The 14,659-nt window shown below is 70.9% G+C and carries 13 protein-coding genes; 10 read left to right on the forward strand and 3 right to left on the reverse strand.

Features of this window, described 5'->3' with window-relative positions; all coding sequences use genetic code 11:
- The first annotated feature begins 44 nt into the window (after positions 1–44).
- The 8 genes from KBY19_RS07170 to KBY19_RS07205 all read left to right on the forward strand — a co-directional run bounded on the left by KBY19_RS07170 (position 45) and on the right by KBY19_RS07205 (position 7,831).
- A complete protein-coding gene (locus tag KBY19_RS07170; protein ID WP_210965415.1) occupies positions 45–647 on the forward strand; it encodes a PaaI family thioesterase in 603 nt (200 codons plus the stop codon).
- Positions 644–1,216, forward strand: coding sequence for a dUTP diphosphatase (dut, locus tag KBY19_RS07175; RefSeq protein ID WP_185018306.1), 573 nt, complete (start codon positions 644–646; stop codon positions 1,214–1,216). Before KBY19_RS07170 ends, dut begins: the two co-directional genes overlap by 4 nt.
- Before the next feature lies 1 nt (position 1,217).
- A complete protein-coding gene (locus tag KBY19_RS07180; protein ID WP_099884834.1) occupies positions 1,218–2,006 on the forward strand; it encodes a DUF3710 domain-containing protein in 789 nt (262 codons plus the stop codon).
- 198 nt (positions 2,007–2,204) lie between these two features.
- Positions 2,205–4,856, forward strand: coding sequence for a sensor histidine kinase KdpD (locus KBY19_RS07185; RefSeq protein WP_099884835.1), 2,652 nt, complete (start codon positions 2,205–2,207; stop codon positions 4,854–4,856).
- 31 nt (positions 4,857–4,887) lie between these two features.
- On the forward strand, positions 4,888–5,574 hold the full coding sequence (locus tag KBY19_RS07190; protein WP_099884836.1) for a response regulator: 687 nt from the start codon (positions 4,888–4,890) through the stop codon (positions 5,572–5,574).
- Positions 5,575–5,657: 83 nt separating this feature from the next.
- Complete coding sequence (locus KBY19_RS07195; protein WP_099886839.1) at positions 5,658–6,062, forward strand: OB-fold nucleic acid binding domain-containing protein; 405 nt, start codon at positions 5,658–5,660, stop codon at positions 6,060–6,062.
- Positions 6,063–6,140: 78 nt separating this feature from the next.
- On the forward strand, positions 6,141–6,812 hold the full coding sequence (locus KBY19_RS07200) for a DUF3159 domain-containing protein (RefSeq protein WP_307843462.1): 672 nt from the start codon (positions 6,141–6,143) through the stop codon (positions 6,810–6,812).
- Positions 6,813–6,835: 23 nt separating this feature from the next.
- The gene (locus tag KBY19_RS07205; protein ID WP_185018309.1) at positions 6,836–7,831 is read left to right on the forward strand and encodes a DUF3048 domain-containing protein; all 996 of its coding nucleotides are present in this window, start codon (positions 6,836–6,838) and stop codon (positions 7,829–7,831) included.
- Between the two features lie 67 nt (positions 7,832–7,898).
- Here KBY19_RS07205 and KBY19_RS07210 read toward each other — a convergent pair whose 3' ends face one another.
- Together KBY19_RS07210 and KBY19_RS07215 are read right to left on the reverse strand one after the other, a co-directional pair.
- Complete coding sequence (locus KBY19_RS07210; RefSeq protein ID WP_099884839.1) at positions 7,899–8,561, reverse strand: TrkA family potassium uptake protein; 663 nt, start codon at positions 8,559–8,561, stop codon at positions 7,899–7,901.
- A 256-nt stretch (positions 8,562–8,817) separates the two neighbouring features.
- Positions 8,818–9,477, reverse strand: coding sequence for a TrkA family potassium uptake protein (locus KBY19_RS07215; RefSeq protein WP_099884840.1), 660 nt, complete (start codon positions 9,475–9,477; stop codon positions 8,818–8,820).
- 69 nt (positions 9,478–9,546) lie between these two features.
- On the opposite strand from KBY19_RS07215, the gene KBY19_RS07220 reads away from it, so the two are divergent.
- Positions 9,547–11,691, forward strand: a complete 2,145-nt coding sequence (locus KBY19_RS07220; protein WP_307842415.1) for an APC family permease — start codon at positions 9,547–9,549, stop codon at positions 11,689–11,691.
- 229 nt (positions 11,692–11,920) lie between these two features.
- Positions 11,921–13,288 carry a class I SAM-dependent RNA methyltransferase gene (locus tag KBY19_RS07225; RefSeq protein ID WP_210965416.1) on the forward strand — a complete coding sequence of 456 codons (1,368 nt, stop codon included), beginning with the start codon at positions 11,921–11,923 and terminating at the stop codon, positions 13,286–13,288.
- A 259-nt stretch (positions 13,289–13,547) separates the two neighbouring features.
- On the opposite strand, the gene KBY19_RS07230 is transcribed toward KBY19_RS07225, so the two are convergent.
- A complete protein-coding gene (locus KBY19_RS07230; RefSeq protein WP_210965417.1) occupies positions 13,548–14,552 on the reverse strand; it encodes an NADP-dependent oxidoreductase in 1,005 nt (334 codons plus the stop codon).
- Positions 14,553–14,659 lie beyond the last annotated feature (107 nt).

Here is a 14,659-nt window from a genome sequence, read left to right on the forward strand (position 1 = left end):
CACGGCGTCCCCTCGCCCCTCGCACGACGGTAGGGTCTGCACCCGTGAGTGCAGCCAATCCCCCCGCGTCCCCGAAATCCCCGTTGGTGCCGCCGCCCGACGCCACCGATCCGGTACGCCATTCCGAGGCCCCCGCGCCCGGTGAGCCGCTCGGTGCCCACTACGACATGTGCTTCGGCTGCGGCGGGGGACAGCCGCACGGCCTGCACCTGGTGGCTCGGGCCGGGGAAGGCGTCAGCGTCACCGCCGAGTTCACCGTGAGAACCGCCCACCAGGGCGCTCCCGGGCTCGCCCACGGCGGGGTGCTGACCAGCGCGCTCGACGAGACGCTGGGCTCGCTGAGCTGGCTGATGCACGTGATCGCCGTGACGGGACGGCTGGAGACCGACTTCCTGCAGCCCGTCCCCGTGGACACGCTGCTGCACCTGGAGGCCAGGGCCACCGCCGTGCACGGGCGCAAGATCTACGCCACCGCCACCGGCAGGATCGGCGGCCCCGACGGGCCGGTCGCCGTGCGCGCCGACGCCGTTTTCATAGAGGTGAAGGTCGAGCACTTCATCGAGAACGGCCGCCGGCAGGAGATCCAGGCCGCCATGGACGACCCCGATCAGGTCAGGCGCGCACGTGCCTTCGAGGTGAACCCATGAGCGATTCCGTCGAGATCCTGCTGCGGCGCACGGACCCCGAGGTCCCGGTGCCCTCCTATCAGCACCCCGGCGACGCGGGCTGCGATCTGGTGACCACCCGCAGCGCGGAACTGGCGCCGGGGGAGCGGGCCGTACTGCCGACCGGTATCTCCCTCGCCCTCCCGGACGGCTACGCCGCGTTCGTCCACCCGCGTTCAGGTCTCGCGGCCCGCTGCGGCGTCTCGCTGGTGAATGCGCCGGGAACGGTGGATGCCGGGTACCGTGGGGAGATCAAGGTGATCGTGGCCAATCTGGATCCGCGCGAGGCTGTGCGGTTCGAGCGGTTCGACCGTATCGCCCAACTCGTCGTCCAGCAGGTGGAGAAGGTGCGTTTCCGCGAGGTTGAGGAGCTGCCCGGCTCGGCACGTGACACGGGCGGGTTCGGCTCCACGGGCGGCCACGCGGCAGGCCGACCGGCCCGGCAGACGGCCTCTGCCGACGAGCCGGGCGTCACCGGGCAGACAGCCGCACAGCAGAAGGATTACGTTGCGGTCGGTGCCGATCGAGCTTCCGACCTGAGAGGACAGTGACGTGTTCGGACGTCGTCGCAAGAAGAGCGAAAAGCCTGAGGGCACCTCGGACGAGTTCGAGACGGAACAGGACGGCCAGGACGAGCCGCAGGACAGCGTGGAGACCGACGGGGCGGACAACGGCGAGACCCGGATCAAGCTGCCCCCGGCGCCCCGTCCCGACGGTCCCTGGGACATCGAAGAGGTCACCGAACCCAGCTCCGGCAGGGTCGACCTGGGCGGCCTCTTCATCCCCGGTGTCGAGGGCATGGAGCTGCGGGTCGAGGTCGCCGGTGACGCGATCGTCGCCGCGACCGTCGTACTGCAGGACAGCGCCATCCAGCTCCAGGGCTTCGCCGCACCCAAGCGCGAGGGCATCTGGGACGAGGTGCGCGAGGAGATCGCCTCCGGCATCACCCAGCAGGGCGGTGTCATCGACGAGGTGGACGGTCCGCTTGGCTGGGAACTGCGGGCCCAGGTGCCGGTGCAGCTGCCTGACGGCACCGGCGGTGTGCAGGTCGTACGGTTCGTCGGCGTGGACGGCCCCCGGTGGTTCCTGCGAGGCGTGATCTCGGGTCAGGGCGCGGTGCAGCCGCAGGCCGCCGGCGTGCTGGAGCAGATCTTCCGGGACACGGTCGTGGTGCGCGGCGACGGGCCGATGGCGCCGCGCGACCCCATCGTCCTCAAGCTGCCGGAGGATGCCCAGATGGTGCCGGACGGCGTGCAGCAGGAGACGGTCGAAGAGGGCTCCCGCTTCGCGGGCGGCCTCGACAAGCTGCAGCGCGGACCGGAGATCACCGAGGTGCGCTGACCGTCACCGGCGAGCGCCGCCCCTCGGCTGCGGACACACACGGCCGGGCCCCCACCGGGGCCGGCCGCCGTGCGTCGTCTGCCGGTCCGCGCGGCGGCGCCCTGACCGCGCGCAGCGCGCCGTGATCCATACGGAACCCTGACGGCCGACCGGCCCGCTCACAGCCGGGTCCGCCCGGAGTGCGAGGACAATGGGGTCATGTCATCTGGAGCGCAACCGCGGCGTGGTCAGCTGCGGGTCTTCCTCGGGGCGGCGCCCGGTGTCGGCAAGACCTACGCCGTGCTCTCCGAGGCGCACCGCCGGGTCGAGCGGGGCACCGATGTGGTCGTCGGGTTCGTCGAGCACCACGACCGGCCGCGTACCGAGGTGCTGCTGCACGGCCTCGAACAGGTGCCGCGCCGCGAGGTCACCTACCGCGGCGCCGTGCTCACCGAGATGGACACGGACGCGGTGCTCGCACGCCGCCCCGCCGTGGCCGTGGTGGACGAGTTGGCGCACACCAACGTGCCCGGGTCGCGGAACGCCAAGCGCTGGCAGGACATCGAGGAACTGCTGGCCGCGGGGATCGATGTCGTCTCCACCGTCAACATCCAGCATCTGGAGTCGCTCGGTGACGTGGTGGAGTCGATCACGGGTGTGCGGCAGCGGGAGACCGTGCCGGACGAGGTGGTGCGCCGAGCCGACCAGATCGAACTGGTCGACATGTCACCGCAGGCGCTGCGCCGCCGGATGGCGCACGGCAACATCTACGCGCCGGACAAGGTGGACGCGGCGCTCTCCAACTACTTCCGGCCCGGCAATCTGACGGCCCTGCGGGAGCTGGCGCTGCTGTGGACGGCCGACCGGGTCGACGAATACCTCCAGCAGTACCGCTCCGAGCACCGCATACGTTCCACCTGGCAGGCCCGCGAACGGATCGTCGTCGGCCTCACCGGCGGGCCCGAGGGACGCACCCTCATCCGCCGTGCGTCCCGGATGGCGGCCAAAGGGTCGGGCAGCGAGATCCTGGCCGTCCACATCTCCCGCGCCGACGGCCTCACCTCGGCCTCACCCAAGGAACTGGCCCTCCAGCGCACCCTCGTGGAGGACCTGGGCGGCACCTACCACCACGTCATCGGCGACGACATCCCGCAAGCCCTGCTGGAGTTCGCGCGTGGTGTCAACGCGACGCAGATCGTGCTCGGCTCCTCGCGCCGCAAGACCTGGCAGTACGTGTTCGGGCCCGGGGTCGGTGCCACCGTCGCCCGCGACTCGGGGCCGGACCTGGACGTCCACATCGTCACCCACGAAGAGGTCGCCAAGGGGCGGGGGCTTCCCGGGGCGCGGGCGGCGCGGCTGGGCACCGCCCGGGTCGTCGCGGGCTGGCTGACCGCGTTCACCGCCCCGCCGCTGCTGACGTTCCTGATGCTGGCCGGTGACCCGGGTATCGGCTTCACCAACGACGTTCTGCTGTTCCTGGTGCTGACCGTCGCCGCCGGGCTGGTGGGCGGGCTGCTGCCCGCGCTGGCCTCGGCCGCCGTGTGCTCGGGGCTGATGAACTACTACTTCACCGACCCCGTCCGCACCTGGACCATCAGCGACGGCCGCAACATCGTCTCGCTCGCCGTCTTCTTCGGCGTCGCCGTCGCCGTCGCCTCGGTGGTGGACCTGGCTGCGCGCCGCACCCAGCAGGCGGCCAGGCTGCGCGCCGAGTCGGAGATCCTCTCCACCCTGGCGGGCAGCGTGCTGCGCGGCGAGGCACGGCACGGAACCGGCGGCCCCGGCACGGGACCCAGCCTGGACGCGCTGCTGGAGCGGGTGCGGGAGACCTTCGCCATGGACTGCGTGGCGCTGCTGGAGCGGGCCGACGAGCGGGCCGTCTGGACCTGCGCGGGCAGCGTGGGCGCCACCGGCTCGGACAAGCCGCTGGCCACCCCGGAGGACGGCGACACGGACATGCCCGTCGGGGACAACATGATGCTGGTGCTGGCGGGCCGGGTGCTGCCCGCCGAGGACCGCCGGGTACTGGCCGCCTTCGCCGCACAGGCCGCCGGGGTGCTCGACCGGCAGCGGCTGCTGGGCGAGGCCGAGCAGGCCCGCGAACTGGCCGAGGGCAACCGCATCCGCACCGCGCTGCTGGCGGCCGTCTCGCACGACCTGCGCACCCCGCTGGCCGCCATCAAGGCGTCCGTCTCCTCGCTGCGCTCCGACGACGTGCAGTGGTCGGCGGAGGACGAGGCGGAGCTGCTGGGCGCCATCGAGGAGGGCGCCGACAGACTCGACAACCTCGTCGGCAATCTGCTGGACATGTCCCGCCTGCAGACCGGCACCGTCAAGCCGCTCATCAAGGACATCAGCCTGGAAGAGGTCGTGCCCAAGGCCCTGGGCGGGGTGCCGGAGGGCAGCGTACGGCTGGCCGTCGCCGAGGCGCTGCCGCTGGTCGCCGTCGATCCCGGGCTGCTGGAGCGCACCGTGGCCAACCTGGTGGAGAACGCGGTCAAGTACAGCCCCGACGGCAAGAAGGTGCTGGTGCGGGCCAGTGCGCTGGCCGACCGGGTGGAGGTCCGCGTCACCGACCGCGGTCCCGGCGTTCCCGACAGCGACAAGGACCGCATCTTCGAGCCCTTCCAGCGCTACGGCGACGCTCCCGGCGGTGCCGGTGTCGGGCTCGGGCTCGCCGTCGCCCGCGGCTTCGCCGAGGCGATGGGCGGCACCCTGGAGGCCGAGGACACCCCGGGCGGCGGGATGACCATGGTGCTCACCCTGCGCGCGGCGCACAGCCGCGGGCCCGCACGCCCCCGGCCCGCCGGCCGGACCGGCGCACCGGACCAGCCGCAGCCGCAACCACAGCCGCAGCGCTCCGGCGGCTGAGCGGCCACAACGGAATCGAGAGGAAACAAGCATGCACCGGGTGCTCGTGGTCGACGACGAACCGCAGATCGTCCGCGCCCTCGTGATCAACCTCAAGGCACGCAAGTACGAGGTGGACGCGGCGCACGACGGCGCCACCGCGCTGCGCATGGCCGCCGACCGGCACCCCGACGCCATCGTCCTGGACCTGGGCCTGCCCGACATGGACGGCGTCGACGTCATCCGCGGCATCCGCGGCTGGACCCGGGTCCCGATCCTGGTGCTCTCGGCCCGGCAGACCTCGGACGAGAAGGTGGAGGCGCTGGACGCGGGCGCTGACGACTACGTCACCAAGCCGTTCGGCATGGACGAGCTGCTGGCCCGGCTGCGTGCCGCCGTACGCCGCGCCGAGCCCCCGGCGGGCGTCCCGGACGGCGCCGGCGTCATCGAGACCGACACCTTCACCGTGGACCTGGCGGCCAAGAAGGTGCACCGGAACGGCGGGGACGTACGGCTCACCCCCACCGAGTGGCACCTGCTGGAGGTGCTGGTGCGCAACCCCGGCCGACTGGTGAGCCAGAAGCAGCTGCTGAAGGAGGTCTGGGGCCCCTCGTACGGTACCGAGACCAACTATCTGCGCGTCTACATGGCCCAGCTCCGCCGCAAGCTGGAGTCCGACCCCTCCCACCCCCGGCACTTCGTGACGGAGGCGGGGATGGGGTACCGCTTCGAGAAGTGACCTGTTTCCGGTCCGTCGACGAGCCCGGACCGGGTGCGACCGGCGGGGGAGACGGGCCGCGGTCCGGCGGTACCCTGGCGGTTATGACTGGCACCACCCGAGAGCAGCGGGGCACGGGAAGCGGGCGGTTCCGACGGTTCCTGGAACGGCTCTCCTCCTCCGAGGAGGACCTGCGGTCGGCCGAGCTGCGTGAGGAGGCCGAGGACACCGGTTGTGCCCGCATCTCCGAATGCACCGACCGCGAGATGGTGCGGGTAACCGGTACGCTGCGCACCGTGACTCTGCGGCCACGCGCGGGAGTGCCCACCCTGGAGGCCGAACTGTTCGACGGCTCGGCCTCGCTGGACATCGTCTGGCTGGGCCGACGCTCCATCGCGGGGATCGAGCCGGGCCGCAAGCTGATCGCCTGGGGACGGATCACCGCCAACCACGGCCGCCCCGTGATGTTCAATCCCAAATACGAGCTGCGACCCCTCGGACAGGAGTAGCGGGTGACCTCTCCCGACAAGCGGACCGAAGCGGAGGAGCCGGACGGGCAGCCGACCGGTGAGACCGGATCGCACGCCGTGACCGAAGCGGCACTGTTCGAGGCGTTCGGCGGTGTGCGTGGCCTGGTCGAGACGACTGTGCCCGGCCTGGTGTTCATCGGGATGTACACGGTGAACAAGGACATCCACGCCGCCGCCATCACCGCACTGGTGATCTCCGGCGCGATGGTCGTCGTCCGGCTGCTGCGCAAGGACACCATCAAGCACGCGTTCAGCGGGATCTTCGGCGTCGGCTTCGGCGTGCTCTTCGCGATGATGACCGGCAACGCCAAGGACTTCTACCTGCCGGGCATGCTCTACACGCTCGGCCTGGCGCTCGCCTACATCGTCACCTCGCTGGCGGGCGTCCCCCTCCTGGGACTGGTGCTCGGACCGGTGTTCAAGGAGAACCTGTCCTGGCGCAAGCGCAATCCCGGCCGTAAGAAGGCCTACACCAAGGCCAGTTACGCGTGGGGCTTCATCCTGCTCGGCAAGTCCGCCGTGCTCTTTCCGCTCTACTTCTGGGGCGACACCACGCAGTTCGGTTGGGTGACCGTCATTCTCAAGATCCCGCCGTTCCTGCTGGCGGTCTACCTCACCTGGATCTTCCTGGCCAAGGCACCGCCGCCGATCAACGTCATCGCGGAGATGGAGGCCGAGGAGGAAGCGGCCAAGGCCGAGAAGGCCGCGGCGAAGGCCGCCAATTCCTGACAGCCGAACGAGACGGGGCGGCGATGGAGAAGCCCGCACGGACCGGACGGTCCGCACCCGGAGCGGCCGACCGCAGGACGCTGCTGCGCACCGCGCTGGCGGCGGCCACCACCGTCGGCACCGGCGGCGCCCTCGCGGCATGCGGGCCGGGCGGTGACCAGCAGCAGGACGCATCCCGCTTCACCGGCGAGCGGCGCCGGGGTGAGCATGTACTGGCCGTGAAGGTCGACAACGTGGCACCGGCCCGCCCGCAGACCGGGCTGGAGCACGCCGACATCGTCTACATCGAGCAGGTCGAGGCGGGCCTCAGCCGCATACTGGCCGTCTTCGCCTCCCACCTCCCCGCCACCGTCGGGCCGGTCCGCAGCGCCCGCGAGTCCGACATCGAACTGTTGCGCCAGTTCGGCGAGCCCGCGCTGGCCTTCTCCGGCATCCAGTCCGCACTCAGGCCGACCCTGGAAGCCACCTCGCTGCACCTGCTGCCGCCCGGTGAGCTGACCGACGGCTACACCCGGGACCCCGCCCGTCGCGCCCCGCACAACCTCTACCTCAAGGCCCGCCGCGCCGAACGTGCGGCACCCGACGCCTCGGCGCCCCAGGACATCGGCTTCCGCTTCGGTGCGGCACCCGGCGGCGGACGCCGGACGGAGCGGGAGACCGTGCGCTACCCCGCGGCACGCCTCACCTTCACCTGGTCCCCGGATCGGCGCGGCTGGCCGGTGGCCATGGACGGCGCACCGGCACGCTCCCGCAGCGCCGGACGGCTCGCGCCCGCCACCGTCGTGATCCAGTACGTGACCGTGCGCCGGTCCCGTTTCCGCGACAGCTCCGGCAGCGTGACCCCGTACACCGAGACCGTCGGCTCCGGCGACGCGCTGGTGCTGCGGGACGGCAAGGCCTATGACGCCCACTGGTCGCGCCCCTCGGCGAACGGCGGCACCACCTTCAGCGACCCCGAGGGGCGCCGACTGCCCTTCGCACGTGGCCAGGTGTGGGTCGTGCTCGTGAAGAAGGACTGACGGCGCCGGCCGGAAGCGCCGACGCCGAGCCGGCTGTGGGCGCCGAGCCGGCTGGGGCGCCCGTCGGTCACCCGCGGGTGGAGAGAAGCTCCTCCAGCTGTTCCTCCCGTGCGGGCGCGGCGACGAAGAGCAGTTCGTCTCCGGCCTCCAGAGCGTCGTCCGGGTCCGGCGTCAGCACCCGGGAACCGCGGATGATCGTCACCAGCGAGGTGTCCTCGGGCCAGCTCACATCACCCACACGGGTGCCCGCCAGGGTGGACTCCGGCGGCAACGTCAGCTCGACCAGGTTCGCCTCGCCCTGCGAGAAGCGCAGCAGCCGCACCAGATCACCGACGCTGACGGCCTCCTCCACCAGCGCCGACATCAGGCGCGGCGTCGAGACGGCGACATCCACGCCCCACGACTCGTTGAACAGCCACTCGTTCTTCGGATTGTTGACCCGGGCCACGACCCGCGGCACCCCGTACTCCGTCTTGGCCAACAGGGAGACAACCAGATTGACCTTGTCGTCCCCCGTCGCCGCGATCACCACATGGCAGCGCTCCAGCGCCGCCTCGTCGAGCGAGGTGATCTCACACGCGTCGGCCAGCAGCCACTCCGCCTGCGGCACCCGCTCGACCGAGATGGCCGTCGGTGCCTTGTCGATGAGCAGCACCTCGTGCCCGTTCTCCAGCAGTTCGCCCGCGATGGAGCGACCCACGGCGCCCGCCCCGGCAATCGCCACCCTCATGCTGCGTCCTTCTCATTCGCTTCTCCGCCCACGCGGCCGGGTGCGGGTTCGGTGGTCAGGTGCTGCCCGGCAGCCGCGTGTGCGTCGCTCACGGCGTCCTTCTCATTCGCTTCTCCGCCCACGCGGCCGGGTGCGGGTTCGGTGGTCAGGTGCCCGGTAGCCGCGTGTGCGTCGCTCACGGCGTCCTTCTCATTCGCTTCTCCGCCCACGCGGCCGGGCGTCTGTTCGCCTGCGTGGCTGGGCGCGCTTTCCGTGGTCACGACTCCGGCCCCACAGCGAAAACTTCCTCCACCCGCGCGACCTCGTCGCAGCGCATCATCACATGCACCAGGTCGCCTTCCTGCAGCACCGTCTGGGACGTGGGCAGTATGGCCTCGCCCAGCCGGGTGAGGAAGGCGATGCGCACGCCCGCCTCCTCCTGGAGCTTGCTGACGCGCTCGCCGACCCACGCTGCCGAGGTGTGCACTTCGGCGAGTTGTACGGCGCCGCTCGGGTCCCGCCACAGCGGCTCGGAGCCGGACGGCAGCAGCCTGCGCAGCATCTGGTCCGCGGTCCAGCGCACGGTCGCCACCGTGGGGATGCCGAGCCGCTGGTAGACCTCCGCGCGCCGCGGGTCGTAGATACGCGCGGCCACATGCTTTGTGCCGAACATCTCACGTGCCACCCGGGCCGCGATGATGTTCGAGTTGTCACCGCTGCTGACCGCGGCGAACGCTCCCGCCTCTTCTATGCCGGCCTCGCGCAAGGTGTCCTGGTCGAAGCCGATGCCTGTGACCCGGCGGCCGCCGAAGCCCGAGCCAAGGCGCCGGAATGCGGTGGGGTCCCGGTCGATGACCGCGACCGTATGGCCCTGTCGCTCCAGGGTCTGCGCGAGTTCCGCTCCTACTCGTCCGCAGCCCATGATCACAATGTGCAACGCCCGTCCCTTCGTCCCGTACAGCGGGCCGTCTCAGCATCGCACGACTGACCGCATACGATCCTCTGCGTGTCCAGGATGACCGACGTACCGAAACGACTTCTCCTGGGGAGGGCTCTACGCAGCGACAGGCTCGCCGAGACGCTCCTTCCCAAGCGTCTCGCCCTCCCCGTCTTCGCCTCGGACCCGCTGTCCTCGGTCGCGTACGCGCCGGGCGAGGTACTGCTGGTCCTCTCGGTCGCGGGGGTCTCCGCCTACAGCTTCAGCCCGTGGATCGCCGTCGCGGTCGTCGTACTGATGTTCACCGTGGTGGCCTCCTACCGGCAGAACGTCCGGGCCTACCCGAGCGGCGGCGGCGACTACGAGGTCGCGACCACCAACCTCGGCCGCAGGGCGGGGCTCACCGTCGCCAGCGCACTGCTGGTCGACTACGTACTGACGGTGGCCGTCTCGATCTCCTCCGGCGTGGAGAACCTCGGATCGGCCATCCCCTTCGTCGTCGAGCACAAGACGTTCTGCGCGGTCGCGGTGATCGTGCTGCTGACGCTGATGAACCTGCGGGGCGTGCGCGAGTCCGGCAAGCTGTTCGCCGTGCCGACCTACTGCTTCGTCGTCGGCGTCTTCGGACTGATCGTCTGGGGCCTGGTGCGCGGGGCCGTCCTGGGCGACGAGATGCGCGCCCCCACCGCGGACTACGAGATCCACACCGAGCAGTCCGGCATCGCGGGCTTCGCGCTTGCCTTCCTGCTGCTGCGCGCCTTCTCCTCCGGCTGTGCGGCGCTGACCGGCGTCGAGGCGATCAGCAACGGCGTGCCCGCCTTCCGCAAGCCCAAGTCGAGGAACGCGGCCAACACGCTGGCGATGATGGGCGTGCTGGCGGTCACCATGTTCTGCGGCATCATCGCGCTCGCACTCACCACCCATGTGCGAATGGCCGAGAACCCGGCCACGGACCTGCTGATCGACGGCCGTCCGGCGGGCGCCGACTACACCCAGAACCCGGTCATCTCGCAGGTGGCGGCCGCGGTGTTCGGTGACGGGACGTTCCCGTTCGTCTACCTGGCGGCGGCCACCGCGCTGGTGCTGTTCCTGGCGGCCAACACCGCCTACAACGGCTTCCCGCTGCTCGGCTCGATCCTGGCGCAGGACCGCTATCTGCCGCGCCAACTGCACACCCGCGGCGACCGGCTCGCCTTCTCCAACGGCATCGTGCTGCTGGCAGGAGCAGCGGCGATACTCGTGGTGGTCTACGGAGCCGACTCCACCCGTCTGATCCAGCTCTACATCGTGGGCGTGTTCGTCTCCTTCACGCTCAGCCAGACGGGCATGGTCCGGCACTGGAACCGGCTGCTGACCACCGAGACCGACCGGGCGCGCCGCCGTCACATGTACCGCTCGCGCGCCATCAACACCTTCGGAGCCTTCTTCACCGGGCTGGTGCTCGTGGTGGTGCTGGTGACGAAGTTCACCCACGGTGCCTGGGTCTCCTTGGTGGGCATGGCCCTCTTCTACGCCGTCATGACCGGCATCCGCCGACATTACGACGGAGTCGCCGAGGAACTGGCGGCCGAGGACCCCGGCGAGGCGAAGCTGCGCCCCTCACGGGTGCACTCCTTCGTACTCGTATCCAAGATCCACAAGCCGACCCTGCGCGCCCTGCGCTACGCCAAGCTGATGCGGAGCGACACCCTCGAGGCCGTCACCGTCAACATGGACCAGGACGAGACGGAACAGCTGCGCCGGGAGTGGGACGAGAGCGGCATCGACATCCCGCTCACCATCCTCGACTCGCCCTACCGGGAGATCTCCCGACCGGTCATCGACTATGTGAAGCGCCTCCGCCAGGAGCAGCCCCGCGACGTGGTGAGCGTCTTCATCCCGGAGTACGTGGTCGGCCACTGGTACGAGCACCTGCTGCACAACCAGAGCGCGCTACGGCTCAAGGGCCGGCTGCTGTTCACCCCCGGCGTCATGGTGACCTCGGTCCCCTATCAGCTGGAGTCCTCCGAGCTGGCGAAGAAGCGCGCCAGGCGGCGCGAACAGTGGAACGCCCCCGGCTCCGTGCGCCGCGGCCCCGTCATCCAGCCCCGCAAGTCCGAGAAGGACGGCAAGAGCGGCAAGCAGGCCAAGGGCGGCAAGCAGACCAAGGGCGGCAAGGGCCCCGGCGACGGACCGGGCCCGGCGGGAAGCGTGACCCGACAGCGCAGAAGGTAGAGCGGACGTACGGCGCCGGGGGCGCCCCCACGGGGGTGCGCGCACCGCGCGGGCCTGACCGGGGACGGGAGCGGAGGATGCGAGGGATCGGACCGCACGGTAAGTGGATCAGCTCGTGCGGGAAGTGGATCAGCCCGCACGGGAAGTAGACTCGGCGGTTGCGGCCATGTCGCGCTCGGCCCACCTCGGCCCAGTCCCAGCATCCCCCTCTTCTTGGAGTCACCCTCTGATGCCCGAAGCCAGTGCGTCCGCCCATGCGTCCGCCGGCGCGTCCGAAGAGCTCGCTCCCTCCCTGGTGGGGGAGGAGCACGAGGTCGAGGTCGGTCCGGTGGCCCACGGCGGTCACTGCGTCGCCCGCACCGAGAGCGGCCAGGTGCTCTTCGTACGGCACACGCTGCCCGGCGAGCGGGTCGTCGCGCGGGTGAGCGAGGGCCGGGCCGACTCCCGGTTCCTGCGCGCCGACGCGGTGCGGGTGCTGGAGCCCGCCAAGGACCGCATCGAAGCGCCGTGCCCCTTCTCCGGCCCCGGACGCTGCGGCGGCTGCGACTGGCAGCACGTCAAGCCCGGCGCGCAGCGCCGCCTCAAGGCCGAGGTGCTCACCGAGCAGCTGCAGCGGCTCGCCGGGATGACGCCTGAGGACGTCTCCTGGGACGGCACCGTCGAGCCCGCGCCCGGCGACAAGGTAGCCCCCGGCGAGGTCCCCGCCTGGCGTACTCGCGTCCACTACACCATCGACGCCGAGGGCCACGCCGGACTGCTCAAGCACCGCTCGCACGAGGTCCAGCGCATCGACCACTGCCTGATCGCCGCGCCCGGCGTCGACGAGCTGGGCATCGAGGACCGCGAGTGGCCGCAGATCGCCGCCGTCGACGCCATCGCCGCCACCGGCTCCGCCGACCGGCAGGTCGTCCTCACCCCCCGTCCGGGAGGCCGCCTCCCCCTGGTGGAGCTGAACCGGGAGGTCTCCGTTCTCCGGATCGGCGAGAAGGACCGCGCCGTCCACCGTGTACACGGCCGCGACTTCGTCCGCGAACGCGCCGACGACCGCACCTGGCGCGTCGGCGAGGGCGGCTTCTGGCAGGTCCACCCCCGCGCCGCCGAGGTGCTGGTGGACGCCGTGATGCGCGGACTGACCCCGCGCAAGGGCGAGATGGCGCTCGATCTGTACTGCGGCGTGGGGCTGTTCGCCGGCGCGCTCGCCGACCGCCTCGGCGAGAAGGGCGCGGTGCTCGGCATCGAGGCGGGTAAGCGCGCGGTGGCCGACGCCCGCAAGAACCTCCAGGACTTCCCGCGCGTCCGTATCGAGCACGGCAAGGTCGAGAAGGTGCTGCCGCGCACCGGCATCACCGAGGCCGACCTGGTCGTCCTCGACCCACCCCGCGCCGGCGCCGGCAAGCGCATCGTCGAGCAGATCACCGACTTGGGACCCCGCCGCATCGCCTACGTCGCCTGCGACCCCGCCGCCCTCGCCCGTGACCTCTCCTATTTCGCCTCCGCCGGCTACCGCCCCCGCTTCCTCCGCGCCTTCGACCTCTTCCCGATGACGCACCACATGGAGTGCGTGGCGATCCTGGAGCCGGCGGAGAAGCGCTCCTGACCTGCGGTTCGGACGAGTGTGCGTTACTGCGCTGCGGGCGTCGGGGGCTGACCGTGACGCTGGGAAGACGCTCTGAGAGGTGTCGTGACGCCCGCTCGACGCTCGTCCCGATGGCGTGCCGGGTCGCTGTCGGTGCTGCTCAGTCCGGGCCGGGGTCCGGCGTGTTACGGCCCCTGTTCGTGCGCGGTCCGATCGGCCGGTCGTGTGCTCCCGTCAGTTGGTACCGACAGGAGCGCCGCGTGCGGGTGACCTCGGCCCGTCAGGCGTCCGCTCCGGTCGCCCGCACGATGATCTTGCCTTGGTTCTCGCCCCGCAGCATCCCCAGGAACGCTTCCACGATGCCGCCGAAGCCGTCGATCACGGTCTCGTCGAGCGTGACGCGTCCACTCTGCAGGTGCGGTACGACGAACTCGTACAACTCCTCCTGCACGTCACGGTGATCGCGCACCAAGAAGCCCTCCATGCGCAGGCTCTTCTCGACGATGTCGGGAAGGTTGCGTAGGGCGTAGGGCGTGCCGGTGCTGTTGTACTGGGCTATCGTGCCGATCCGCACGATCCGTCCGTACTCACGCAGCGAGGAGATCGCCGCTTCGAGATGCTCGCCGCCGACATTGTCCATGTAGAGGTCGATCCCGTCGGGTGCCGCCTTGGCGAGCAGCTCGGCCGCCGGGCCCGTGCGGTAGTCGAAGACCTCGTCGTAGCCGACGTATTCGGTCAGGTAGGCGGCCTTCGTCGCCCTGCCCGCGCTACCGATCAGCCGTCCCGCGCCCATCAGCCGGGCGAGCCGCCCGGTGGCCGTGCCCACGCCGCCGGCCGCGGCCGATACGAACACGTCCTGGCCCTCGCGGAGCTCGGCGATGCGGGTGAGACCGACGTAGGCGGTCAGGCCGGTGCCGCCGAGGATGCCCAGGTGCGCGGAGAGCGGTATGCCGTCGAAGCGCGGGGCAGGACGCACCTCTTCGGTGGTCACGACAGCGTGGGTGCGCCAGCCCTGCCGGTGGAAGACGATCTCGCCTTCGCGGAGCGCCGGGGTGCGGGACTCCACGACCCGGCCGATGGTGCGGCCCTCCAGGGGAGCGTTCAGTGCGAAGTCCTCGTCCATCATTTCGCGGTGATAGGGGTCCACCGACCAGTACAGGTTCTCCACCAGCGCCGTTCCCTGGCCGGGTTCCGGCATCGCGGATTCGACGAAGGCGAAGTGGTCGGGGGAGGGGAAGCCATGAGGGCGGGCGGTCTGGTGCACGGTGAGCGCGGTCTCGGTCATGGCGGTGACCGTACGGAGGAATGCGGAGGCCGGGGAGACAGTTGCGCTCATGGAACGGCCCGACCCATGAGGGGCCCTCATAGAAGCAGGTGGGACGTTCTGTGAAG

Source organism: Streptomyces sp. B15 (genome assembly GCF_018070605.1).
Lineage (GTDB): Bacteria > Actinomycetota > Actinomycetes > Streptomycetales > Streptomycetaceae > Streptomyces > Streptomyces smyrnaeus.